This window comes from Bradyrhizobium sp. BWA-3-5 (assembly GCF_032917985.1).
Classification (GTDB): Bacteria; Pseudomonadota; Alphaproteobacteria; order Rhizobiales; family Xanthobacteraceae; genus Bradyrhizobium.
Map to the genome: position 1 here is coordinate 5,487,405 of NZ_CP136626.1, position 24,208 is coordinate 5,511,612.

Below are 24,208 nucleotides of genomic sequence, written 5' to 3' on the forward strand. Positions count from 1 at the left end.
CCAGGCTCAGACAGCGGCTGTCTACTGCGCATTTCTACTACGTGGCACTGCACTGCGAATTCCGCGCTGACCGTACCAACTTAAACAGCGGTTTTTCGACCTCTCGGGCTCATCGCGAACGTAGGTTATGAGTACGTAGGAAGTCGCGGAAGGACGCTGACCATGAATAGGATCACGCTGTCCTCTCGGTTCTGGGCCATGCTTGTCCCAATGATCATCGGTTCGCAGCAAAATCGGCCGAAGGAGCCAGCCAGGGAAATCAAATAGCCGCAGTGTGAGCTCGTTTGACCGGGACTCTTCGACCGGGGTCGAGCGAGGGCGCAGCTAAATCCTTCTAGGCGTGCGTTAGCTACGCGATCTGGGATCGAAAGGCTGGCCGAGCATGGACGTATCTTAACCCACCATTGGGAAGGAGGTCTTCGCATAGCAGTGCAAAACACAGTGCCGAGCGTCAGCCGCGGAGTCCGACCGAATCATCAACCTCACGTTGCACCATCCTCCGGCATACATGTCAGCGAGGCTGAACTGTTCGCTCAAAGTTCGATTGCTCCTCGGAGAGACGTCTTTCGACAAATCGGCGCTCAATATCTGTTAGCTTGGTTCCTAGCAAGCGTCGACAGTGCGCGATGTCATGTCATCACAACGGCAATCCGTGCTCACAATCGCCCTAAACACGCAGCTCCGGGGCGCAGCTCTTCGCTCGACCCCTGCTCTAGACTTGCCAAGCTGTATTGCCTACCGACACGGGGGGTGCATGTGCGTTTAGCCCGCGCCCATCATACGGAGAAGGGCAACTTGGTCGCAAAATCAATGCCGATCCGTTCTTGGCTCAAAATACCAAGGCATTGCTCTGCAATCGACTGCGCATCCATCTCGAAGTCTCATTGAGGTGCGGCGAGCAAAACCTATTGTATCTTGCAACCAACGCGATTTGAAAACTGACGAGCGAATTGGGACGATCCGATGCGTCAGCTGGCCCATTCGGTTCATCGTTGGAACAGCAGACTTGCTGATGAAAGGGTGAGAAAGATGATGGCCGACCATGCGGCGAGACTAAAAACGATGACGCCGAGCCATGTCGCGACATTGGTCCAATTGATGGATCCATGCCCCCGGCGAATTCGCCTTGCCGGGCAACTGCAGAAGGTTCGGCTACGCACAGCGGTGATGGGTTCACTGTAGTTGGGAAACCGAAATCGTTGGTTGCGGATGTACTTGATGCGACCAGGTAAAAAGTTAGGCCTCCACGCTTTATTCGCTTCATGGCCCACCTTCTCAGACCGGTCGCTCAAATTAATAATGCGATAGTCCTGCCGCAGTGCGGCGATGCTATCCGCCTTCCTCAAAGCTTCGTGGTTGCCCTTATGAATTGCAATCCGATCGATCCAGCCACGAACACAATGGCTCTCACGAACCACAACGATACTCTCGCTCTCACCGCCCAGAGCGATCAGCATGCAACGGAAGCTGTGGCGCTCCATCGCGCCGCTGTCGCGCGACTGGAAAACTCCTGAGCAGTAATAGTCCCGTCCGATCTTTTGAGAGCAACGGCCTACGGCGATGAAGCTCCTAAAGTGCGTGTACTTACCCATTCTGTGATACTACGCCAGCTGCACTAACGTGGGTTTGAACGTATTTTATCGCATGTTTCAGCTCTGCAGGGCGGTCGCGGTCAACTTCCGGTTACCTGCTCCTAATGCCGGTTTGATCGCGTACGCGCCCTCATAGCTAGTTGACCGTTGCTAGGTAGCCCCATCGAATTTCTGTTCTACAACCTGACGCTACGTACGGTTCAAGCTTTTTGTTCGTAGCTCATTCCGTCTTGGTCGCCTCGAAACACGGAAAGTGCGCTCTCGAAGCAGAGCCATCCGGGGCTGGCCCGTTTCAGCCGGCGAGCAAATCTTCCGGGCTCGCCGGGCATGGTTCTGAAGTTGTCACGACGGCCTTCATGCGGGATTCGGCTCCCAATCGTTGTGGTTCTGCTTACCGGCTAGGGCTGCTTGCACACCCCTCCCATGGACGACACGCCGGTACCTCAGCGCGACCCGGAAAAGGCGGCCAAACTCCGGAAGCTGTCGTATCTGCATTTTCTACCTGCCAGGTCGCGCTATCGGCAAATCGCACGTCATCCAGTGTAATCCCTAGGACATGGTCCCGATCCAGCCCACGCATTACCAGCGCCCCCTCCCCTCCACGCACATGCCGCAGAACGATCTCGCGATAGACTGGAATGCTGCTGCCGTGCGCGTGGGGATCGTAGCGAGCATCGAAATTGATCGGCCATCGATTGCCCCGCAGGTACACATTCTCATAGGTCACCCGCTCCACGACACCGCCCCGGCTGACATCGCTCTTGATGCGCAAGCCCGACGTCGTGCCGTCCAGGGTCAGCCCGCGCACCAGTATGTCGCTGACACCCGAGTTCACCTCGCTGCCGATCGACATGCCATGGCCCCAGCCGAAATAGTTATCGATGATGGAGATGTGGCGAGTGGGACCATTGTTGCCGGCCTTGATTGCCACATTATCGTCTCCGGTGCGGATAAAGCTGCGGGTGATGGTCACATCCTGACTGGCGCCTGGGTCGATGCCGTCGGTGTTGCGCGCGTCGGCTGGTGCATCGATGGTGATGGCCCAAAAGGTGGCACCTTCGACCCGATTCATCGCCACGTGGAAATTGGGCGCATTGCGCAACGTGATGCCGTGAAAGGTAATGTCCTCGGCATGATCGATCTGGACCAGGCGGGGGACGTTCTGGTTGCCTCCCTCGGTCTGCGCGCGCCGGGCCAACTGCCACCAAGTTTCGACGCTGCCGACCATGGGCGTGCCGCCCTGGCCATCGATAATGCCGCCACCATAGATACCGCCGCCGCGCGTTTTGGAAAAGCTGATGAAGGGGCGGCATCCGTCGCCCTTCCCATCGATACGACCACAGCGTCCCACGCCCTTGTCATAGGCAGCCGGGTCGGCGAGGGCAAAAAGCGTTGCACCGCGCTCGATCCAGAGCGTTACGCCGGATCTCATCTCGAGGGGACCTGACAGGAATGCCCCACCCGCCAAATAGACCGCTGCGCCAGCAGGGCAATGTGCAATGGCGTCTTGCAGCCTAGCCGTATCATCCTTGCGAGAGGGCGCCAGGCGGGCGCAGACAGAGCCCGGCGCAACAGGTTCGGCGACCGTGCGGCGGTCTCTCGCATAGGCCTCGCCGGCACGAAGAGCCATGACGACAACCATGGGAAGCACGATCCAGTAGCGGAAAACATTTGTCATGAACACCTTCGTTTGTAGCGACTTCGATATAAGGACTTTCCGGTTTATGGAGCAACTCCGCACGAGTTGCTGGCGGCGCATGGAGTGGATCTGTCTCGGCTGGCGACCTGGGCTTATGCGAACCCCAGTCCGGCGCCGCTATAGCTGCGCGCGAGCCCTTCGTCGGCCAAGCCGGCCTCTTCAAGAGCTCCCAAGAAAACTGAGCTGCTGCCGGTTTGATGGACACCGGGTTAAGCTAATCCCACCTTGCGCTCGAACTCAACCGGGCTGAGATACCCGATGGTCGAGTGCCTGCGGATCGTGTTGTAAAATCTTTCGATATAGTCGAACACATCGGCGCGTGCCTCGTCTCTGGTTCGGTAGATCTTGTTGGCGGTCCGTTCGGTCTTGAGCGACGAGAAGAAGCTCTCCATCGCTGCGTTGTCCCAGACGTTGCCGGAACGGCTCATGCTGCAGAGAATGCCGTGATCGGCCATCAAGCGCTGGAACTGCTCACTGGTGTACTGGGCGGATTCAAACGGTCGTCGCAACACTCTGAAGTTGGAGGTTGCGATGAACATTCGAAAGCGGCGATCAGCACGGTCAGGACGAGCGCCATTGCCATCGCCAGGACGGCCGCCTGTTGCAGGGCGCGATGAACAAAATAGATTCTGGCGAGCGATCGCCACGGGGCTAAGCAGCGAGGATGCTGCGCTCGAAGCTGGAATGTCACAACCTGTCGGAACCAGATTGTTCCGAAAGGCGGGCGGCATGCCACCAGCGATGTTCAGATTTTCGGCAAAGCCGCTCTCTGGCCGGTACCTGTCATTGGTAGAGCGCGAGGAGATCGCACTTCTCAAGGTGCAGGGCCATTCCATACAGGAGATTGGGCGCTGCCTCGGGCGGGCTGCCTCGACAATCTCCCGCGAACTGCGGCGCAATGCGGCCACCCGCAGCGGCGGGTTGGAGTATCGGGCGACGACTGCCCAGTGGCATGCAGATCGATCGGCCCGTCGCCCCAAACCGACCAAGCTTGCGCTCAACGTCACCTTGCGCACTTATGTGGAAGAGCGACTTGCCGGTGTCGTCGTGGCCCCGAGCGGCGCTCCCGTTCCTGGTCCCGCCGTTCCGTGGAAGGGCCGCCGGCATGGCCCGCGCAAGGATCGGCGATGGGCCAAGGCCTGGAGCCCTGAGCAGATTGCCCGACGCTTGCCGATCGACTTCCCGGACGACAAGACGATGCGCATCAGCCACGAAGCCATCTATCAAGCACTCTTCGTCCAAGGCCGTGGGGCGTTGCGCCGCGAACTGACCGCCTACTTGCGAACAGGGCGTGTGTTACGGATGCCCAGGGCGCGCGTACGCAGGCGAGGCAAGGGCTTTGTCTCGCCGGAGATCATGATTAGTGAGCGCCCTGCTGAAGCGGCCGATCGAGCGGTGCCGGGACATTGGGAGGGAGACCTTATCCTCGGTCTTGGCAGTTCCGCAATCGGCACGCTGGTCGAGCGCACGACGCGCTTCACGATGCTGTTGCACCTTCCCCGGTTGGCGGGGCATGGCGAAGCTCCGCGCGCGAAGAACGGGCCTGCGCTCGCGGGACACGGGGCCGAAGCCGTGCGCGACGCGATCACGCGCACCATCATCACCTTGCCCGAAGAATTGCGTCGTTCGCTGACCTGGGATCAGGGAGCCGAAATGGCTCAGCACGATCGTCTCAAGATCGATGCGGGTATCCAGGTCTACTTCTGCGACCCGCAAAGCCCTTGGCAGCGCGGCACTAACGAGAACACCAACGGGTTGCTGCGGCAGTACTTCCCGAAAGGCACAGACCTGACCATCCACAGCGCCGACGAGATATACGCCGTGGCAGCGGCCCTCAATGCCCGACCGAGAAAGGCACTGGGCTGGAAAACGCCGGCGGAGGCGCTTGACGAGTTGCTGTCATGAGTGGAAACAACTGGTGTTGCGACGACCGTTTGAATCCGCCCTGACTGCCCTGGTCGGAGTGGTGCAACAGGGTGTCCGGCTTGCCGCGTCGCCAGACGGCCATCAGCAGGGCATCGGTTACCAACTGAGCTGTCATGGCGGCGCTCATCGACCAACCCACCACCCGGCGTGAGAACAGGTCGATCACCGCTGCGACGTAGAGCCAGCCCTCGGCCGTCCAGAGATACGTAAAGTCGGCGATCCACTTCTGGTTCGGCCGCTCGGCGGCGAACTGCCGGTCAAGGAGGTTCGCCGGCACGGTCTCGAGCTGTCGATCGCCGCTGTCCTTCGGCAAGCGCCGGCGTCGCGGCCGCGCCCGCAAGCCTTGCAGGCGCATCAGCCGTTCGATTTGGTGCAGGCCACAGTCCGCCCCATCGGCGAGCAGATCACGCCACACCCGGCGCGCACCATAGGTGCGGTCGCTCGCCATGAAGCTGGCCTTCACCTTGCCGCCGAGCTCTTCGTCGCTGCGGGATCTGGCGCTGGGCGAGCGATTCAGCCAGGCATGGAAGCCCGACCGCGACACCCCCAGCGCATCGCATAGCCATGCCACCGGCCAGATCGCCCGGTGCTTCGCGATGAAGACGAACTTCATGTCGCTTCCTTCGCGAAGAAGGCTGCGGCCTTTTTTAGGATATCCCGCTCGGCCTTCAACCTGGCGACCTCACGGCGCAACCGCTCGATCTCCTGCTGCTCCGGCTTCATCTGCCCGTGGCCGGGAAAGGCCTGCACCGGATCGGAGCCGAACTCTTTCACCCATTTGCGCAGAACGTTCTCATGAACATCCAGGTCGCGCCCGGCCTGCGCCACCGACACCCCACGCTCCCTAACCAGCTTGACCGCCTCGATCTTGAACTCGCGACTGAACTTCCGTCTCTTCATCGCCCACCTCCGGCTTCATGAAACACCTAATCTCGGTGTCCATCAAACCGGCAGCAGCTCAAACGACGAGTTCAAATTCATGGAGTGGGCTCGGTGCTGGCCTCCTCATCTCATGACCACGGGTTTCGTCTATATGGGTGGCACCAAGCTCGATGCCAACGCGAGCGCGGACACCCTCTCCTTCAAAATGCGCCGCCAAAGAAGAGCGCGCGGCTCCGCCCAAAGGGTGGCGAGCAGTCCTGGGCGGTTCTCAAGCCGACGGCCCGATCAAGGAAGGTTGAAGGCCACGGATCAACAATCTCCGGCCCTTCAGCCCGTCGCTCAAATTCTGTGCCCTCGCGGAGGAAGAGTGTAGCAAACATTTTTCCGCAACACGGTGGTGGTGCCGATGGTTTGACTGTGGCTGAGAAGGTCGATCAAACAGCAAACGACTCCGGCAGCTGAACCAGCTAATTCTCTGCCCGATTAGTCGGCGCGATGATCCCTCGTGTGATCAAGCAATTTAGCACCGTATCAGCCAACTGCTCCGGCTGCTGGTCCGGCGTCTTCAGATGGACCTCCGGCGAGCTCGGTGGTTCGTATGGCGCATCGATGCCAGTGAAATTCTTGATCTTGCCTGATTTCGCCTTGTAGTAGAGGCCCTTCGGATCGCGCCGCACGCATTCGTCGATCGGCGTATCGACAAAGACCTCGATGAATTCGCCGTCGCTAACGAAATCGCGTACCATGTCCCGCTCGGCCTTGTAGGGAGAAATGAAGGAGCAGATCACGATCAGGCCGCTGTCGACCATCAGTTTGGCGACCTCGCCCGCGCGGCGGATGTTCTCCACCCGATCGGCTTCGGTAAAGCCAAGGTCTCGATTGAGACCGTGCCTGAGATTGTCGCCGTCCAGGAGCATGGTGTGATGCGACATCGCAAACAGCCTCTGGTCGACGAGGTTGGCGATGGTCGACTTGCCTGCGCCGGAAAGTCCGGTGAACCAGATGATGCAGGGTCTTTGGTGCTTGAGAGCGGCGCGCTCCTTCTTGCCGAGCGAGAGCGGTTGCGAGCCTACGTTGGTGGCGCGCCCTAAGGCGAAGACAATCATTCCAGCGCCGACGGTCCGGTTGGCGTAGCGATCGATCACGATGAAGGAACCGGTGCGCCGGTTCGCCTCATAGGCATCAAAGGCTGCCGGCAGCGCGATTGCAATATTGCAGAAGCCGATTTCATTGAGGCTCAAAGTTCGGGCTGCTAGGTGCTCGCCGGTGTTGACATCGATCTTGTATTTGATCGCAGTGATGCTGCCGGAAGCGATCGATTGCGCGCCGATCCGAAAGGCATAGGACCGGCCCGGAACCACGGCCTCCTGATCCATCCAGATCACGTGGGCGGCAAACTGATCAGCGACCTCGGGTCGTTCCGTGGGCTTGACGAGGATATCGCCGCGGCCGACGTCGATCTCGTCAGCCAGCGTAATGGTTACCGCATCGCCGGCTTCGGCACGCGCAAGTTCGCCATCATACGTCACGATCTGCTTGACGCGCGAATTGCGACACGATGCCGCAACGATGACTTCATCGCCAACCGCAATGCTGCCGGAGATGACGGTTCCAGCGTAGCCGCGGAAATCCAAGTTCGGCCGGTTCACCCATTGCACCGGGAAACGGAAGGGCCGGCCAGCCGTCTCGGACTGCATTTCGATGCCTTCGAGATACTCCAAGAGGCAAGAGCCGCGATACCAATCAGTATTGCCGGACCGGTTGATGATGTTTTCGCCGTATCGTGCCGAGATGGGGATAGCCGCGATCGACGTGAACCCGAGCTTGGAAGCGAATGCGACATAGTCGCCCACGATGCGATCAAACACCTCCTTGCGGTAATCGACCAGATCGATCTTGTTCACGGCTACGACCACGTGTCGGATGCCCAAGAGCGAGCAAATGAAGGAGTGGCGCTTGGTCTGCACCAGAACGACCTTGCGCGCATCGATCAGGATGACCGCCAGCTGGGCACTGGACGCGCCGGTCGCCATGTTGCGCGTATATTGTTCGTGGCCGGGCGTATCGGCCACCATGAACGATCGCCGCGGCGTGGTGAAGAAGCGATAGGCGACATCGATGGTGATTCCCTGTTCGCGTTCGGCCTCAAGTCCGTCGACCAGCAGGGCAAAGTCGATAACATCTCCGGTTGTGCCGTGCTTGACGCTGTCGCGCGCAAGCGCCTGCAGCTGATCCTCATAAATCTTCTTGCTGTCGAGCAGAAGGCGGCCGATCAGCGTCGACTTTCCATCGTCGACGGAGCCGCAGGTGATGAAGCGCAGCTGATCCTTGCTGTCGGTGGAGGTAGAACGTCCAAATGCATCAGTATCCATTCAAAAATAGCCTTCACGCTTCTTTTTCTCCATCGACGCCGCTTCATCGGTATCGATCAACCGCCCTTCCCGCTCGGACATCTTCGCAATCTGCATTTCCGCGACGATGTCTTCGATGGTGGCAGCGTCAGATTCGATGGCACCGCTCAGCGGATAGCAACCAAGCGTGCGGAAACGTATCATCTTGAGCTCGGGGGTCTCGTTCGGAGCCAAGCGGAGGCGCTCGTCATCGACCATAATCAGCGTGCCGTTGCGCTGGACGACCGGCCGCTTTTTCGCGAAATAAAGCGGAACGACCGGAATTTTCTCCAGCATGATGTATTCCCAGACGTCGAGTTCCGTCCAATTCGACATGGCAAACACGCGCATCGTCTCGCCGTTCCGGATCCAGGTGTTGAAGAGATTCCACAGCTCCGGCCTCTGCTGCGCGGGTCCCAGACATGTCCGGGCGAACGGAAGGAGAAGATGCGCTCCTTGGCCCCCGGCTCTTTTCCTCATCAGGCCGAGCGCCCCCGAACGCCGCATCAAAGCCGTAGCGGTCGAGGGCCTGCTTGAGCGCATCGGTCTTCATCACCTGCGTGTGCAGCGTCGATCCGGAATCGATCGGGTTAATGCCGCGCTCGATCCCATCCTGATTTATATGCACGATCAGGTTGATGCCGAGCCGCTTGGCCGTCTCGTCGCGGAAGCTGATCATCTCGCGAAACTTCCAGGTGGTATCGACATGCAACAGTGGGAACGGGACCTTTGCCGGATAGAAGGCCTTCAGCGCAAGGTGCAGCATGACGCTCGAATCCTTGCCGACCGAATAGAGCATTACTGGCTTGCTAAATTCGGCAACGACGTCGCGCATGATCTCGATGGACTCAGCCTCCAGCCGCCGTAGATGCCGCGGAAGCATGTTTGGTTTAGTGGCGCCTTGTGCGTTCATCTTGAGCATCTGGGTCGTTCCCGACAGGACAAAGTCGCCGCTTCGATAATCTCGCCTGCACAGCGCATGAGGCAGCCCTCAAGGTAGGTAGCGGTGCGCCGGCGGCTAGAAGCACCGCGTCGCCGGCGCCGTAACCTAATCTCTCGTTGGCGCGAGCCGCGGGTAGACATCGGTCTCGCACGTCTTGCTATGACCGCGCCGTGAACGCCTGCTGCAACTGCGCCATAGTCGAATTCGCCAGCCGCAAATTCTCTTCCCTCTTGGGCTCGGCTAGATGTTGCGCCTCCTGAATTATGGAGGGGTCGGCAGCCAACGGGGACTGCTCTCCAGCTGCCGAACAATGCTGTTCAGCTCGCTCGGTTGAGCGGAGATGCCGAACAATGCTCCTCCCCTGCCGCCCAGCAAATCCTTGCAGGTGCTAAATAACTGCCGATACCCTTCAGTCACCTCCCGGCCCTTATCCACGACACCGGCTTGCTGTGCGTACCGAAGGTCCTGCTCATACCCCAGCTCCTTCAACAGGTCGGCCCCGACTAGATCGGTCACTACTTGCATCTCTTCGATGCTGAGTTCGGATTGCCACGCTTGGACTGAGCGCTCATCGATTGTCTTTTTCTCTAGGATCTTTCGATCCCCAAAAGTACTGGAGCGGAGATAGTCCGCTTGCTCCACCGTTGCCGATGCGATGGCCGTGGACCCATAGCCGAGGCCAGCGATCACGCGCCGAATTTCCTCGTCGGGGCGCGCCACCAGGACTTCGTATTGCACGACTTGCGTCTGACGACGACCGCGATGCGCGGCAAGCGTAGGCAGGCCCAGAACGATATCGGCGAGAGAAGATGCGATGCCGGGCACAGGCTGGTCCAGCACAAGGCCGGCGAGACAAGCAGCTATGTCGGACGGGCGGCCTGCCGACAGAAGCGAAATACCCCACGTCGATTTCAACGATGCAGCAATAGCGTAAGGATTACGCATTAGAAGGATTCGTGGCGCTTCTGGATACAGGGAATCCAAAAACTCGAGTACCAACCAATTGCGTGGGGTCTTGTCTACGAAGGTACGCTTGCCCGCAGCCGCCAAATACTGGCCGTAAGCCGCATCGGCAAAAGCGCGGCTTGCGATATTACGATCTATTCGGCCCAAGAATTCGGAGGTTGCAAGATGAATCAGTGGCGCCCCCGCTGGATGACGGTGGTCCACTCTGCCAAATGCCTCAAGTGCCAGCATCAGCCAGGGCTCAGGCGGCGCCGCAATATCTGGATGCTGCTGGAGCAAATGCGCCAGCAGCGTCGTCCCCGACCGAGGAAGGCCGAGGAGAAAACAGACCGTAGGCAATTGTTTGATATCCTGGCTCATGGCTCCACGCCCTTATGGTTGGATAATGCGAGCGGCCGCCCCACAGTGCTCATCCGGTTAAAAGAAATAACGGCAGCCGTGAGAGCCGAGACCGCTCACAACAAGCAAATCACCGCGGTCGGCGAGCAGCGCCTTTATCGTCGCGCGGCGATCCAGCGAACCAGGAGTGGCGAGCGTCATCACTTCATCTCCGTCACCTCTCGGCCGATCATGCGCTGCGAGATCAAACCGCGATCTGCTGATCGCTTTTGAACGCGAGCGATGCGGCGGCCGCTTAAGCTCACCTAGTTGAATCAGTCCTTTACGTGCGACCAATTCCTCTGCTCGACCTCGCAGGACGCTTTCCTGCGGGATTGCAAGGACAACCAGAGCTTTGCGAGCCTCTCTCGGCTTCTTCAATGCCTGCTCTACGCGATCGTCCTCAATCAGGCGGTTATGGATTCTCCAATAGCGGATGGGGAAACCTGCGGCAGCCGGCATGGCTTGTTCTAAAGGGTCGTGTTCCTAAGCAATACGTCACCCTCCACTTCGCGGGGATATATGTTCACCAATTCGAATGAAGGTAAAAGATCAAGAATAGCTTCTAGGGAGAGCTGACCCTCGTAGAGCTCTTTGTCGCTGTATTCCGTGTAGATGAAGCGCGTATTGCTCAAGGTCTGTCTGCCACCAGCGATGACATCTGCCTCGGCTCCCTGCACATCCATCCAGATCAAATCGATCTGGTTCAGCTTCGCTTCGCTGCACCAATCATCCAGCCTTCGAGTTTCAACTGAAATGGGGCGGTCGAACCGAACCCAGTCATATTCGGTGAGATGGTTTTTGGGTCGGCGTATCGAGCCAGAGAGGTCCCATGCTTTCGCCTCTCCATCTCCATTGCTTGGGTGGAATTCGATCCTGCCGTTTCGGTCACTAACCGCGAACTCGAATAGCTTGACCTTTTCGGGGCCAACATTCATGTTCTTCTTGAAGCGCGCAGCCGCTCGAGGGTCCGGTTCAAAGCAATAGAGCTGCGCCTTTGGACACAGGAACAGAAAACGTTGGCTGTCGGCTCCGTCATTGCAGCCGATGTCCAAGATAACAGGATCTGGCTTTTGAATAAGCGAAATGATGTGCTCATGTATGTTTAACAAGAGGCAGACTCCCGCGTGCGTTCAAAACGCTCTCGCACCAGCCACCGAATAGATTTTGGCCGGTTTTCCTTATGTGACCGCAGTATTTCCATCGGCCTTCGTCCCTGGATTCAATTTCTCCCGACTGAGGCTTGGTTATCACCATTCTCATTAATTGGTGAAATCGATTGTTTTGATAGAACGCATCCATTCGATGGATCGAAGCCGGGCGAGCGCCGCCTTTCGGTGATTGCCCGCCCGCTACGCGCCGCGTCCAGACGCCCCGATGGTAGAAACAGCAAAGCACAGCGGCTGCAGGACCGGCTAGTCTTTTCTATGCGTGTCGACCGGCTTGGCCATGACTTGCGCGATTTCAGACTGCCCAGCTGTTAAGGAAAGAGCATGGCTGGATAACTCAAGGCAAAGCGGAGCGACGCACCGGCCGTGAGAGCATGTACGCCCCCATCCGCTTTCGCAATTTGCGCGCCGATGTAGCGTAGACACTTGCGACGCGTCTCGACTCTCCTGACGAGCCACCCACACCCGAAGATCTCGTCGGCGCGCATGGTCATCCGGCATGCACACTGTTCATCTCACGACCGTACTTCTATTTCCTCCGACTCAGGCGCTCCGCTTTATAAAGCGGTTTGTTGGCTGGTTCGGAATGCAGATCGAAACTATATCATGGCCTGATTTCGAGGACGTCATGGACAAACATTCGAGGAAGCCTCCATCAGATCTTCCGACGCTAGGAAGCACAGGCTGTTGCTGGCGGTAAATTCGAACAGAAAGCCGGCCGCGCGGCAATATAGGTGCGAATCCCTATCCGCACGACGCCGATCTTCGTTTTCATGTCGTCAAGCCGACGGCGCAACTCACCTTGTGCTTGAACAGCAATGAGTAAGTCACAAGCTTTAGCTAAAGAGGTGCTCAGCGAAGTGGAACAGATCGTTTCCGCGGCCGCTCGGAGTTGTGCGACCACGCGGTTATCTGATCCGGTCCGTCGTGATAGCGCTTTGATCCGTGCAAACAACATCGCCGCTTCGGATGGTCCAAGCCCAACGACGCCTACGAAGCTTGCCGGCGGCGTCGGAAGGTGTTGATTAGTCGGTTTCCAGAGATGGAGGCAATACCGGCTGTTATTCACGTATTGCGAATAAGGCGGATGCAGCTGCATCACGCATTCCTCTTCATCCTAAAACACGTTTTCCTCACGCGCCCACTCGGCGAGATGCGCGTCGAATGCCTGCCAGTTCGCGAAGGAATGTCCCGCGATCGCGTTCTTCTTCACATAGCCGACGCCATTCTCCGTCTTGCCCTTCGTGCGTGCCCGATACGGCGCGCAGGCGCGAGGACGGAGGCCCCAATGCTTCGCGAACGCGATCAGCTTGTCGTTAAACTGCACCGACCGGCTCACCGCGTCGCGACGCACCACGAGTGCGTGGATTGTCCATCAGCACTTCCTCCGGACGCCGCCGAAGGTCGTGAATGCGCTCTCGAGCCCAGCGAACCACGCTCTTGCTTTTCGGCCGGAAAACACACGCACATGCAGCCGTCGCGAATGCCCGAGCGTCGCCACTAACGGGAATGCTTTGACCATCACCCCGCCAATCTCGACCAGACGCTCCCCGGCGTCGATCTGCAGCTGCCGCCCCCGGGGGGCGTCTCGAACCGCGTCGTCGCCAGCGCCTCGCTGCACGTTTCGGGCGCGTGAGCGCCGAAGGGGCGCTCGCCCGCTCGGCCTTCAGCGCTCGGCGATAGGGCTGCACGGCGCGTTGCAGCGTTCGCCGGCTGATTGCCACTCCTTGCTCGGCCAGCAGGACCTGGGCGCACCACATCCGTATTGCCGCGATGCCGAATGAACTTCTCGCGCAGCCAGCCTTCAAGGCCGTCGAGCCGCTTCGCCCGCTCAGGCGACTTGAACGGCTTCACCCCGCCCGCCGCCACGTAGTCCTTTACCGTGTGATGACTGCAGCCGAGCTGGCGCGCCATCCGCTTCAGACCCCACCCGCACGCCCTCAGGCGCAACATGTCCGCCCCGTCATCCGGCGTCTTCATCACCTGCCCCCGTGGATCGCTCCACGACGAGCTTTCCGTGATTCGTCCTGGTTCATTCGCTCTCTCCTCGGCTATCCAAGGAGGGGACAATTCCTCATGGCGCCGCGAGAGCAGTTTTCCTTGGCGCGCGACACACTGACTTGAACGTCTAGTGCGATTCGATCCATGAATCTGTTAGCTGGCAAAACAGCAGGACAAAGCCCGACGCACGTTCTGGGGGATCAGAAATGCGTCGGGCTACAACCAGGGCTGGTTGGGGCATCGGGGTGTCCATGCCCAAGATAGTCCTGCAAATGATGTGCCGCTTGAAAGCTGTTGAACTCTGCTTTCAGCTGGTCGGTCGCAGAGCGATGTTGCCGCATACTTCGCGCATTACTACATTAACAAGTGATTGTCGGCCACTAGCCAGACCTGTCGGGCATCGAACAAACGTGTCATCGAACAGACAGCCGAATCCGTCTATTTTCAACCTTTCGCATCTCGTGCGGTTCGATGTTAGAGACCATCACGCAATCGTGCGGTCGCACTTGTCAAAATCGAGATCGCCAGGTCGATTTCCGCGTCAAGTCGGCGCGCCCGCTGCGAAGATGGTGGACTATTCGGAGAAACTCTGACACGTGCTCGATGGTTGGCCACACGTCACCCCGAGGCCGCCGCCAATGTTAACTCGCCCGCAGCCTGACTGCTTCTAGGAAGCGCACGACGTCGTCGGCACTCAGCACCGGCAGTTTGCGCGGTTTACGCGCATAGGCGATGCGCTCCGGAACGGTGTCAGGACCAAGCGTCACACCGTAGAAGAACCGCAGGGCACAGACGATCTGGTTCAGCGCCGGCCAGGGCATCCCCGTCGCACCAGATGAACCTGGAAGGCACGGATATCCTCCACCTCGAAGCGGTCAGGGGAACGACCGAAATATTGTCTCAACTTCACTACGGCGTTGAGGTAGGATTGCTGCGTCGACTGTGACAGATTGCGGGCCGTCATGCCTTGATCATACGGCGGCGAAGTGGGCTGATCTCAGCCATCGGAAAACCTCCTGTCTAAATCTTCGAAAACCCGCAATCCTCTCAGATAGGAGGCAATCCCGGCTATGGCCTCCTTACATGCCGCGCCAGCGGCTTCGTTCAATCCTGAAAATGAAACTGCTAGCTTTCGGGCCTTCAGACCCAGAAGGCTGCAATCTCAAACCTCGCTCTGCTCAAAAAATCGACTCCCACTCAATGACTTGGGAAGTTCTTCACATGGCGTAATCGCGGCTGACGGCTTCTCGAAGACACGATGTTGGATAGGATCTGCCTCCGCGGAATAGCGAAAGGGAGCAGCTCTATGAAGCAGTACGTTGGTTTGGACATCTCTATGGAAGAGACCAGCAGTTGCGTCTTGGACGAGAACGGCGGCGTGACATTCGAAGGTAACGCCCCTACCGATCCGGAGGCCATCGCTAAGCTCTTGCGGCGGCATGCCGGCAATGCTGAGCGGATCGTTTTTGAAACGGGCTCGCTATCCAATTGGCTTTGGCACCAGCTCAGGGCGCTAGGCTTTCCCGTCATCTGCCTTGATGCGCGTCATGCCAACGCAGCGTTATCGATGCGCATCAACAAATCGGACCAGAACGATGCCAAGGGATTGGCCGAAATGGCGCGCATGGGATGGTACCGGGAAGCTGCCGTGAAGGGGGCGGAGAGCTGGAAAACCCGTTCGATGTTGGCGGCTCGAACCAAGTTGGTGAATTTGCGGCGAGATCTCGACAACCAGATGCGCGGTCTGTGTAAGGGGCTCGGAATAGTGCTCGGCAAGGCCGGTTCGACCAACCTGGCTCGCAAAGTCGACGCCGTGCTCGCTGAAGCACCGGATTTGCAAGATATTTTCGCGCCGCTGCTCCTTGCCCAGTCCTGTTTGACCGAGCAAATCGAAAAATATGATCGACAACTCCTGGCAGTGGCAAAGGGCGACCAGACTGTTCGGCGAATGATGACCGTTCCTGGTATCGGTCCCCTGACTGCCCTCTCCTTCGTCGTTACCATCGATGATCCCACTCGCTTTAGACATTCCGCCGACGTTGGCGCCTATCTCGGCCTAACACCAAGACGTCATCAATCCGGTGAGATCGATCGCACGGGCCGCATCTCCAAACGCGGCGACCATCAGGTTCGAACTTATTTGTTCGAAGCCGCGAACGTCCTGCTGACCGTTGTCAGACGAGGTTCTGCGCTCAAGCGCTGGGGCAGCAAGCTGGCCAAACGCATCGGCGCCAAAAAGGCGAAGGTTGCCGTCGCACGCAAAATGGCTGTCATGCTCCATGCCATCTGGACCGATGGCACCGAGTTCCAGGCAGAGATGCGCACCGCATGAACCAGTCTTAAACAACTCCAGATCCGCCCTCGGCGGAACATGCGTCCCTGCCGGGACGAAGGCGTTGGCAATCTCGAAGTCGTCCCCGCGGGCGTTACGCGCACCGCGCTCTTCACATCGAGATGCCGCGCCTCTTGAACGCCACCATGCGGCGCTCCTGCATAGAGACGACCGCGGAAAGAACCATGAACCCGGCAGCGGATCATTTTTGTCTATCGGGGTTGACACCGTGCCCGCGATTAAAGAACGGCCGACTAGCTCGCCTCCGGTCTGCCGAAAAAAGGTGCTGAGATCCAAAATATAAAACCATTCATGCTCAGGAACTAGGAGTCCGCAGACTTTCTCGCGGGATCACATTCCATTCCGAACAGCGACGCATCTGCAGAGAGAGAGAGAAAGTCTATTTCAACGGAATAGCGCTCGAATAGCTGCCAATCGTCCGCAGGCCGATCTGCAGCATGAAGGCGTGATTGAGCACCGGCGGCGTCGTCCCGGCCGAATATGTGTAGGACGTGACGTAGTTGGCTGCCAGCACGAAGCAATCGTCTACATACCCAGCGCCGATGATGTACTGGTTCAGCTTGTTGGCTTCAAGATCCCAGCGCGCTTCGCCCGACACCACCCAGTTCGACGCCAGCTTGATCGATGCGGTGCCGAGCAGGCCTTCGCGCCGGGTCAAATAGCCGAGTTCCGGCTGGGCGGCGTAATTGCCGTACATCATGCTGACCGACCAGCGGTCGAACGAAGCGCGTCCCTCGGCTTCGAAGCGATTGACGTTCAACGTCGCCTCATCGACGCGCGAGCGCACGCTGAACGTATAGGTGCGGTTCGGCGAGTAATTGACGCGCGCGACATAGTCGGAGCGGGTGTTCTGCAGGCCGGAATTCAGCGCGGTATTGGTCGCGTCCGCCACCGCGAACGAGTTCAGGCCGAACAGCTGGTAGGACTGGCCGAACAGCACGTTGACGCTGCCGCCGCGATCGAACTGGGTGGTCGCCTGCACGCCGACATTGGCGCGGCCGCCGCCTTCGACACGGTCGTAGCCGGAGAACTTGTCGACTGCGAATAGGTTGCTGGCGTCGAACACCATGCTCTGCGCGTCTTCGTTCGGCAGGCGGCCGGCGAAGGTCTCGTTGGGGCGCAGGATGATCTGCGCGATCGGCTCGATTGTCGTGGTGCCCCACGGCTGAACGTTGATGAAGGGGTAGCGATATCCGAGCCCGACCGTCGGCATCAGGCGGAGCGCCTGGGTGTCGCCGACGGGCAGGAAGTTCGAAACGCCGGGCTGGTCCGAGATCGAGGCGTCGATCGCATCGGCGCGCAGAATCGCAAACGACGTCCAGATTTGGCCGATCGGATCGGTGTACGAGCGCCGCCACTGCGCTTCGGCGGTGAGCCGCGTATAGGTGCCGGGCATGCCGCGCAGCAGGCACTGCGAGGGGATGCGGGCCAGCGGATCGGCCGACGCGGTCAGGCAGAGGCCGTTGGTATTGGCCAGCGTCGTGATCGGGTCGAAGGCCGCCGTCGTGCGCGACAGGCTGGTGAAGTTCGTCTTGTAGCTGACCTCGCCGCCGAGGATCCGGTGATTGAAGACATTGTTGTAGTCGATGACCGGATGGATCACCGGCACCTTGTCCTGGTTGCCGGAGAACGACAGGTAGCCGATGCTAAAGTTTGATCCTGATAAACTCCCGAATTGCCGGAGCGCTACCGCTGATCAACTATCGCAGCGCGAGCCACGGGCGGCGCAGGCGGCTGTTGTTCGCTGAAAATGAGCGTTCCCTTAAGGAGCACTCCTGGAACCTGCTCCGCCGCGCCAACGCAAGTGGCAATCTTCCCGGCGCATGTTCCCACAAGCTTTAGCTCTCTAGTTCTTGATCGTTGCCGAAGACCGTTGGCTGCCCGTCAGTATGCCGTTTTGTTGTGACACTCGCGGTAAAATGAGCTCCATCGACTTCGCAAGAGCCGCTGTAGGTCATGACGCTATCACGGCCCCAGATTTTGCCGTCTGCGACGTGGGCGATGCCGGTGTCTTGGCCGAACGGCATCGTAAACCACGCCGCATAAGTGCCGTCTTTAAGCAAGGGGAAGCCCCCTCCCACGGTGTTCACAAGAACAGATGATCGGCATGGTTAGCGCTAAGATTTCGTTAATTCCGCGTCCGTGCGAAGCCGACTAGGCTGATCGAAGTTCAAATCCAAACCCCGCAGGATAAAATATTATTTCGATCAGGAAAACGACGCTTCCAATGACGAGCGCAGAGAAACACGTCACCGGATGATGCGGTGCGAAAGCCCGACTGCCAGTTTGAGACAGCCGGGCGAACGCAAACATAAATTTTGATGAATGACCGGTATTATACGGCTAATAACCAGGAGCACTATCCGGGCGAATACGGCATCGCGAAAGGCGGCGTTTGGATTGTTGTTAGGCGGCGCCAAGGCTCCGCCATCTCGCAGCAGCGGCTTCCGTCGTACCACCAGCCGCAAGACGCGATTTGGCGCATCCTGCAGTTCGTTGCACCCTCCCCCGGTCGGCACACGCTGCAACGCGCCTGCTCGTTTCGGAAACCCGATACAAGCGAGGGTAGAACTTACACGGGTAAACCTTCGTATAGCTGGTCCCCTCTTTTCTATACCCTCCGTACAATAGAACATGTCATCGACCTCCGTCAGCTAAGCCGTAGAGTGTGGATGGCAAATGCCTCCGCAATCGCCGAATGATCGATTGCACGTCAGCGAAGTGCTTTTCATAATAGGTGGGCAGCTGTATACCGGGGTTCGGCAGCTCGGCTTACCTCTCTTGACACAATCAGCGCCTTTACCTTACTCCAGTCTACCGGCACATCATGAAACTCGGCCCTAAACAAATCGTCAGAGGTGTGTTTGCTTCCCGGTCTCCCCAGGTCGGGAACGACGCTCGCACGTTTCCTTCAGCAACACCCCGATATTGCAAGCCGGTCTGAACCGCTGGCTGTCGTGGCACTTGCAGCGTTTGGGAGAGTAGACCCGCGACATCCGGCAGGAATGCCGTTGATGCTGGCCGGGACCTCTGAATTAACGACTATGGTGAGCCGCCTTTTTGCTGATCCAGCGTACGGCCAGTACCTAGTAGCAGCGGGTATTCGCCAGTCAAACGGCTGTTCAGCTCATCGAGGATATCGAGAGGTTTGATACATTGCAAAATGTAACTGGATCGACTGTGCCCGGGGCACGCACGCCAGAGGCAAACGATCGAGATCTGGGTTTAGATTTCGCGAAAGGAGTGCTCATCATTTTGGTGATCGTCGGTCACCTGATCCAATATGTCGTCTACCGAGATGAAGGCTTCTGGGAGTCGCCATTTTTTAAATTGATCTACATGTTCCACATGCCACTCTTTATGGCAATAAGCGGATATCTTTCTTGGCGAGCGCTCTTGCGAAAGTCGTTCACTCGAGCCATTAGTGATCGTGCGATGCAGCTCTTGGTGCCCGCGCTGTTTTGGTACGCTATGCTGGCGACAGCCAAGTTGGCCATATTTAGCCCGTCTGTAAGCGCGCCAGGCAGCGTTTTGGAGTTTCTAAACGATTCCGCCGGCACATACTGGTTCATCTGGGCTGCCTTTGTTTCTTTCCTTCTCGTCAAAATTCTTTCGAATTTCAATCATTGGTCGCCCTGGATCTTACTCGTATCAGTCATACTAGTCGAACTTGCACCTCTGACGTTTTCCATATCGCCCCTCATAAAGTATACTTACCCGTTTTTCTGCCTGGGATTCTGGTTTGCTCAATCGAGAGAACGGTGGACGAGCATAACGCGATCTCACAAGCCGCTCTTAATCGGGTTTTTCTCCATAGCGGCTTTGGTGTGCTTTCTAGGCTGGCGCAAAGACACTTACATCTACAACAATCTCGCCCTAATGCACGATATGGACTCGGCAAAAAACGTACTTCTGATGCTTCTTGGCTCCGCAGCGGCCTCAGCAATCGTGATCGAGCTCATCTTTCAATGCTGGAAAGTTGGCCGCTCAAATCGAGTGACCCGCTTTATCACCGTGGAACTGGGTCAGAGCACGCTGCTGCTATACTTGATCCAAGGTACCGTCTTTCGTTTCATGGATTGGATGCCGTACGGAGAACTTTGGGATCTGACGACCAGGTTGACAGTCGCTGGAATCTTTGGCGGAGCGATTGTTGCCGTCGCACTAATGGTACGCTGGATCGTGCGCGACATTCCCTATCTATCTCAGCTCGTTCTGGGAGCGCCACCACGCAGCGGCTTTTAAGGTCAGCCGGCGGACAGTTAGCTGCAGCCGAGATCTGAATTCGTGACTGGTCCGGATACTCATAGATCATTGGAGAGCCCGGCTTCTGGTTCGTCTCCTCGAGCATCGGTTGTAGTGACGTAGTCCTTATTGACTGTGTCGTCATGCCGCTCGAGCGGAGATCGCTGATGCTGACAATTCGTATCCGTCCGGTGAGGCTTTCAATTACCCACATTTCCAGCCGCTGCGATTTCGGCGCCGAGTTCGATATCTGTGAGTCTCGAGAGGCCGCGCCAGATGACAACATTTCCAGGCGGCGGATCGCCCGCCCTGGCCAGATAGCCACCCAATCGTGCTAGTTTGGTAAGTTAAAATGCAAGGGTTCCAGGGCGACATCGTCGGTGGCTGGCGAGCCGATCGAGCAATGCGATCTCGGTGTCCGTCAATGCGAGCTTCGGTGACGCGTCCGGGGCGATGCGATTGAGCATGGTGAGCCAGAGTACGCGCCAGCTGAGAATGCAGAAGACCGCCATTAGATTGGCAAGTCGCTCCGCGATAGCGTTGAATGAAGCGATACTTGGTGCCGTGCCACTTTCCTAGGATGTCGACGGGGTAGTTGAACTGCGTCGGCCGGATAGTGAGCATGAAGCGCGGCTTCAGGAAGCCGTCAATGAGCTGTTGGCAGGCGGGCGTCACCGCCGATTTATCTGCCGCGGATAGACCGCTCGCTCGCATGTGTCCTCTTGGCTCACGCCGCTTCGACATCGCTCGGCACAGGCTCTCGCCAGTTCCACGGCAGTAGTTCAGCCAGCCTCTGGATAGCATGATCGTTGATGCGTGCGAGCACGTCCGCGAGCCAAGCCTATGGATCGATGTCGTTGAGCTTGGCGCTGGCGATGAGGGTGTAGATCGCAGCAGCCCGCCGGCCGCCCTCATCGGAGCCGGCGAAGGTCCAGTTTCTCCTTCCCACAGCGACGGCCCGTAGCTCGCTGTTTGGCCTCTCGCCGCGCCGCCCGTTTTCCGCCCAGCATGAGTTTTGTCATACGCAGCGCAATGACGCCGCTCGCCTCGATCGCCAACCTTGTCATGGAATCAATGGCGCGAGTATTGCCCCGTGCTGCCAATGGGGAAACAGTTGCCGATTTGCTTTTTTAGGCCGGAGCGGGTTCGATCTCGATCTGCTCAGCCCGCTTTGCTTCCGCATCGTAAACCTTGATCTGAAGGTTGGGAAAGCGCGTCTTCAAGTCTTTGGCTGCTTCGATAGCAGAATCCTGGGTTTTGAACTCTCGTTTCGCATGGCCATCGACAATGAGGGCGTAACCAGTTGTCGGAAGTTCGGTCGGCGCCCTGATCGTTGTCGCTGGCGCCGCCACAGTCGATCGTTGCGTGCGCTGTTGTCGCATGGGAAAGCTCCGCATTGGGGGATTCCGCTGACAACGTCGTTGCAGCGCGACTGTTCCTATGTAACCGCGGTCATGCCCGGTGCCGGCGAAAGTTGCGGCCCGTCTGAACGGGTCTAGCGTGACTGCAGGTCGCGCAAATGGCTACCAGCCCCGCCTTGTATACTGCGCGATCAGGGCCCCTGCGTGCCCTCGTGGCGGCCTCACCCCTTATTTTAGAAAGGCTATTTTCCCTAGCCCTGGTCTACCTCGTTTGAGGATCCAATTTCGCTTCCGAATGGCCGCCGGCTCCTCACCTTGAGGGATGCCGCCAGCTGTATCATGGAGCTGCCGAAGGCCGAACACTCCGCGCCGGAATGGCAGGCTGCCACGGAGGCGCTCATCCTTGTTGCAGAGAGCGGCGGCCCGACGATGTTGGCCCGGATCGGCGTCATCCCGATCGCAAAAGTCATCATTGGGGCATGCGCAAGCTGAAGAGAGACCGAGGACCGTTTTTGTCTACGTCAACACCAGCAAGCAGGTTGAGCACATCAAGGTCTTCGCCAATCAAGACGCCGCGGAAAAGTGGTTCGAGGGAAACGATCCCGAAGGCGTGGCTTTTGGTTATGAAGTACTCGAGTGAAAGAGGCCGCCGGCTACCGGCCGCGCGTCCCGATGCGATGCCGCAAGCCTACGCTATATCGCGAATCAGTGAAGCCGCGACTCATGGAGTCAATCAGCGTTCACGCACAATCCACGGTAAAAATTCGGCTCACAGTTGCTTGAAAGTTGGAACGATCGTTCCCAATTTCCACTGATGACGCCGTCCGCAATCCGAAACTTGCGCGTCGGCGGACATAGCGCGGCCCGAGAGGTGGTGGAAACACCGCTCGGCCTCTGTCCCAACCTGGCGGCAGGGAAGGTGTGATCACATGGCGAGTAGTTATTGTAAACGATAATTGTCAAGTGCCCTTCTCGTCTTCTGTCGTCTCAACAAGAGATGACGACAATGGCTATCAACTTCGAGACTACTGACCCGAGCCGGCTTCTGGAGGCCTTCAAGAAGGCTATCCGCGACGGCAATGTCGTGACTTGGGCCGTCGACAAGGACGGCGATTTCTATCATACGCCCGATCAGTGGACCCGGCGCGGCTGGCTGAGGCCGACGGCGTACACTGGCCGGCTTACGCTTAACTTCATCCCCAGCACGGCTTTCAAGACGAGATGGGCAGACCTTGGTGTGATCCAAGGCCGTTTCATTGAGTCGATGATCATGCATTGTAACCAGTTATTCGACACGGCTTCCGCGACGGCGCGACCGACCAATTCTGACCAGATCAACACCACTGCCACTGCATAGCATCCTCGATCGAGCTGCGGCGAAAATCCGCGGCTCCATCATCAAACACTGTTAAATTTGAAGGAAAGCTAGATGACGAAACGACAAGTTTTCCATTCTGTCCCGAAAGGTGATGGCTGGGTCGTCAAAAAGGGCGGCGAAGTTGTATCCAATCACCGCACGCAAAAGGCCTCCGAGGCCGCGGCCGTGAAAGCCGGTCATCGCGCGCAAGATAGCGGCGGTCTTGGCCAAGCCGTTCTGCACAAGAGCGATGGTACGATCCGCGAAGAGCGAACTTACGGCAACGATCCCCGCACCATCAAGGGCTGATCCTCTGCGCCGGCAATTCTCATTTTGCCGGCGCAATTTCCCTTTCGGAGAAAACTGTCATGTTCGAACGACGCTCTACTGACGATTTGGCATGTATCGCCCTTGCGGGCGGCGGGTTCGCTTTGGATTGCACCGGCCGGCCTATCGATGATTTGGCGCGCATTGCCCTGGCAGCCTCAGGCAAAGGCACGTTAAGCGTGTCATGCTTTCAGCGCGATTCGCGAATTGAGGCATAGAAATGACGAAGAGTGCGCGGCCCCGTTTGGAGTGGTAGAGTTTGCGAGCTGTCAGCGTTGGATCGTGATGGAGTGTTTCGACGGCCAGAGAGTCTTTCGTTGTTCGAAAAGACGATTGGCTTCGATCTGCGCGACGGCATCCCGTATGAGAGGCGCAGCGAATTGCGAAATTTCTATCAGAAAATTTGGTGAGAATAAGCGAGACTTGAGTCGGATGTCGACGGATTTCAAGAATAGGGGGCTTTTCATCGTAGGGTCCAGCGTGGCCGGCACCAGGGCTTTCATCGAATACAAGCGCACCCGCCAGGTCGGTGGCAACGCTCGCATGATCTTTCGGCGCTGCTTAGCCATACGAGGGATCTGGGATTAAAACTGCCAGAGCATGTTCCCGAGTTCATTGA

17 protein-coding genes and 6 pseudogenes are annotated in these 24,208 nt (G+C 58.2%); 6 read left to right on the forward strand and 17 right to left on the reverse strand.

Annotation, left to right across the window (positions count from 1 at the left end; all coding sequences use genetic code 11):
* Positions 1 to 986: 986 nt before the first annotated feature.
* The 3 genes and pseudogenes from RX331_RS26405 to RX331_RS26415 form a co-directional block, all read right to left on the reverse strand.
* Positions 987 to 1,592 carry a hypothetical protein gene (locus tag RX331_RS26405; protein WP_317252703.1) on the reverse strand — a complete coding sequence of 202 codons (606 nt, stop codon included), beginning with the start codon at positions 1,590 to 1,592 and terminating at the stop codon, positions 987 to 989.
* Positions 1,593 to 1,983: 391 nt separating this feature from the next.
* Positions 1,984 to 3,270, reverse strand: a complete 1,287-nt coding sequence (locus tag RX331_RS26410; protein WP_317252704.1) for a glycoside hydrolase family 28 protein — start codon at positions 3,268 to 3,270, stop codon at positions 1,984 to 1,986.
* Between the two features lie 230 nt (positions 3,271 to 3,500).
* Positions 3,501 to 3,779 (reverse strand): annotated as a pseudogene (locus tag RX331_RS26415) (IS3 family transposase); the annotation flags it as partial.
* Between the two features lie 43 nt (positions 3,780 to 3,822).
* Here RX331_RS26415 and RX331_RS26420 point away from each other — a divergent pair.
* On the forward strand, positions 3,823 to 5,196 hold the full coding sequence (locus RX331_RS26420; RefSeq protein WP_317252705.1) for an IS30 family transposase: 1,374 nt from the start codon (positions 3,823 to 3,825) through the stop codon (positions 5,194 to 5,196).
* A 40-nt stretch (positions 5,197 to 5,236) separates the two neighbouring features.
* Here the strand turns inward: RX331_RS26420 and RX331_RS26425 are convergent.
* The 9 genes and pseudogenes from RX331_RS26425 to RX331_RS26465 all read right to left on the reverse strand — a co-directional run.
* Positions 5,237 to 6,117: pseudogene (locus RX331_RS26425) on the reverse strand (IS3 family transposase); the annotation flags it as partial.
* Between the two features lie 449 nt (positions 6,118 to 6,566).
* Positions 6,567 to 8,471, reverse strand: coding sequence for a sulfate adenylyltransferase subunit CysN (cysN, locus tag RX331_RS26430; protein WP_317252706.1), 1,905 nt, complete (start codon positions 8,469 to 8,471; stop codon positions 6,567 to 6,569).
* A pseudogene (gene cysD, locus RX331_RS26435) lies at positions 8,472 to 9,372 on the reverse strand (sulfate adenylyltransferase subunit CysD). It abuts the gene before it with no gap.
* Positions 9,373 to 9,693: 321 nt separating this feature from the next.
* Complete coding sequence (locus RX331_RS26440; RefSeq protein WP_317252707.1) at positions 9,694 to 10,758, reverse strand: sulfotransferase; 1,065 nt, start codon at positions 10,756 to 10,758, stop codon at positions 9,694 to 9,696.
* A 57-nt stretch (positions 10,759 to 10,815) separates the two neighbouring features.
* Positions 10,816 to 11,238 (reverse strand): hypothetical protein, encoded by a 423-nt coding sequence (locus RX331_RS26445; RefSeq protein WP_317252708.1) that lies wholly within the window; start codon positions 11,236 to 11,238, stop codon positions 10,816 to 10,818.
* A gap of 8 nt (positions 11,239 to 11,246) precedes the next feature.
* Positions 11,247 to 11,888, reverse strand: a complete 642-nt coding sequence (locus RX331_RS26450) for an FkbM family methyltransferase (protein ID WP_317252709.1) — start codon at positions 11,886 to 11,888, stop codon at positions 11,247 to 11,249.
* Between the two features lie 727 nt (positions 11,889 to 12,615).
* Positions 12,616 to 13,044 (reverse strand): hypothetical protein, encoded by a 429-nt coding sequence (locus RX331_RS26455; RefSeq protein WP_317252710.1) that lies wholly within the window; start codon positions 13,042 to 13,044, stop codon positions 12,616 to 12,618.
* A gap of 18 nt (positions 13,045 to 13,062) precedes the next feature.
* Complete coding sequence (locus tag RX331_RS26460) at positions 13,063 to 13,302, reverse strand: hypothetical protein (protein ID WP_317252711.1); 240 nt, start codon at positions 13,300 to 13,302, stop codon at positions 13,063 to 13,065.
* A gap of 1,303 nt (positions 13,303 to 14,605) precedes the next feature.
* Positions 14,606 to 14,951, reverse strand: a pseudogene (locus tag RX331_RS26465) (phage integrase N-terminal SAM-like domain-containing protein); the annotation flags it as partial.
* Positions 14,952 to 15,252: 301 nt separating this feature from the next.
* Here RX331_RS26465 and RX331_RS26470 point away from each other — a divergent pair.
* A complete protein-coding gene (locus tag RX331_RS26470; RefSeq protein ID WP_317252712.1) occupies positions 15,253 to 16,278 on the forward strand; it encodes an IS110 family transposase in 1,026 nt (341 codons plus the stop codon).
* Positions 16,279 to 16,678: 400 nt separating this feature from the next.
* On the opposite strand, the pseudogene RX331_RS26475 reads toward RX331_RS26470, so the two are convergent.
* Both RX331_RS26475 and RX331_RS26480 read right to left on the reverse strand, forming a co-directional pair.
* Positions 16,679 to 17,938 (reverse strand): annotated as a pseudogene (locus tag RX331_RS26475) (LPS-assembly protein LptD); the annotation flags it as partial.
* Between the two features lie 199 nt (positions 17,939 to 18,137).
* On the reverse strand, positions 18,138 to 18,362 hold the full coding sequence (locus RX331_RS26480; RefSeq protein ID WP_317252713.1) for a hypothetical protein: 225 nt from the start codon (positions 18,360 to 18,362) through the stop codon (positions 18,138 to 18,140).
* Between the two features lie 1,093 nt (positions 18,363 to 19,455).
* Between RX331_RS26480 and nolL the strand changes: the two genes are divergently transcribed.
* Positions 19,456 to 20,544 carry a nodulation factor fucose acetyltransferase NolL gene (nolL, locus tag RX331_RS26485; RefSeq protein WP_317252714.1) on the forward strand — a complete coding sequence of 363 codons (1,089 nt, stop codon included), beginning with the start codon at positions 19,456 to 19,458 and terminating at the stop codon, positions 20,542 to 20,544.
* Positions 20,545 to 21,271: 727 nt separating this feature from the next.
* On the opposite strand, the pseudogene RX331_RS26490 reads toward nolL, so the two are convergent.
* Both RX331_RS26490 and RX331_RS26495 read right to left on the reverse strand, forming a co-directional pair.
* A pseudogene (locus RX331_RS26490) lies at positions 21,272 to 21,508 on the reverse strand (transposase domain-containing protein); the annotation flags it as partial.
* Between the two features lie 166 nt (positions 21,509 to 21,674).
* Positions 21,675 to 21,926: a hypothetical protein gene (locus RX331_RS26495; RefSeq protein ID WP_317252715.1), complete on the reverse strand. Its 252-nt coding sequence runs from the start codon at positions 21,924 to 21,926 to the stop codon at positions 21,675 to 21,677.
* Positions 21,927 to 22,244: 318 nt separating this feature from the next.
* Between RX331_RS26495 and RX331_RS26500 the strand changes: the two genes are divergently transcribed.
* From RX331_RS26500 to RX331_RS26510, 3 genes are all read left to right on the forward strand, one after another.
* A complete protein-coding gene (locus tag RX331_RS26500; RefSeq protein WP_317252716.1) occupies positions 22,245 to 22,397 on the forward strand; it encodes a hypothetical protein in 153 nt (50 codons plus the stop codon).
* 514 nt (positions 22,398 to 22,911) lie between these two features.
* Positions 22,912 to 23,262, forward strand: coding sequence for a hypothetical protein (locus RX331_RS26505; protein ID WP_317252717.1), 351 nt, complete (start codon positions 22,912 to 22,914; stop codon positions 23,260 to 23,262).
* Between the two features lie 72 nt (positions 23,263 to 23,334).
* Positions 23,335 to 23,571 (forward strand): DUF2188 domain-containing protein, encoded by a 237-nt coding sequence (locus RX331_RS26510; protein ID WP_317252718.1) that lies wholly within the window; start codon positions 23,335 to 23,337, stop codon positions 23,569 to 23,571.
* A 287-nt stretch (positions 23,572 to 23,858) separates the two neighbouring features.
* Here RX331_RS26510 and RX331_RS26515 read toward each other — a convergent pair whose 3' ends face one another.
* Positions 23,859 to 24,158 carry a hypothetical protein gene (locus tag RX331_RS26515; RefSeq protein ID WP_317252719.1) on the reverse strand — a complete coding sequence of 100 codons (300 nt, stop codon included), beginning with the start codon at positions 24,156 to 24,158 and terminating at the stop codon, positions 23,859 to 23,861.
* Positions 24,159 to 24,208: the final 50 nt, after the last annotated feature.